Source organism: Streptosporangium nondiastaticum, from assembly GCF_003011965.1.
Lineage (GTDB): Bacteria > Actinomycetota > Actinomycetes > Streptomycetales > Streptomycetaceae > Streptomyces > Streptomyces nondiastaticus.
On record NZ_PXWG01000342.1, the window covers coordinates 1 to 551 of the forward strand.

At 79.7% G+C, this 551-nt stretch carries 1 protein-coding gene; it reads left to right on the top strand.

The window, feature by feature from the left end:
- Positions 1-222 precede the first annotated feature (222 nt).
- A partial coding sequence (locus B7P34_RS36135; protein WP_146167051.1) for a deoxyribodipyrimidine photo-lyase occupies positions 223-551 on the top strand: 329 nt, incomplete at its 3' end.

Sequence of the window (551 nt, forward strand, 5' to 3'; positions counted from 1 at the left end):
GGCCACGGCCTCCCGGACCGCCGCGGTCACGCCGAAGCGAGCAGCGCCCCGGCGGGCACCGCCGACGCGGGCAGCACCCCCGCGGGCACCGCCGGCGACCACACCGCGCTGCTCGCCCACCGCGTCCTCACCACCGACCCCGCGAGCCCCTGGCTCAACATCCCCTGGTCGTGACGGCCCTGCCGCCCGCTCCCCGGCGCGGCGCGGGCGGACAATCGCGGGATGGGCACACCCGCCGACCCCGGGGCACCGCCGGCACCTGACGGCGTGTCCGTCGTCCTCTTCACCTCCGACCTGAGGCTGCACGACAACCCGGTGCTCACCGCGGCCCTGCGGAGCGCGCCGCGCGTCGTGCCGCTGTTCGTCGTGGACCCGGGCATCGCCGCCGCGGGCTTCGCCGTGCCCAACCGCGCCGCGTTCCTGGCCGGCTGCCTCGCCGCGCTCGACGAGGGGCTGCGGGCCCGCGGCGGGGCCCTCGTCGTCCGCCGGGGCGACGTGGTGGCGGAGACCTGCCGGGTGGCCGCCGGGACCGGCGCGGGCGAGGTGCACGT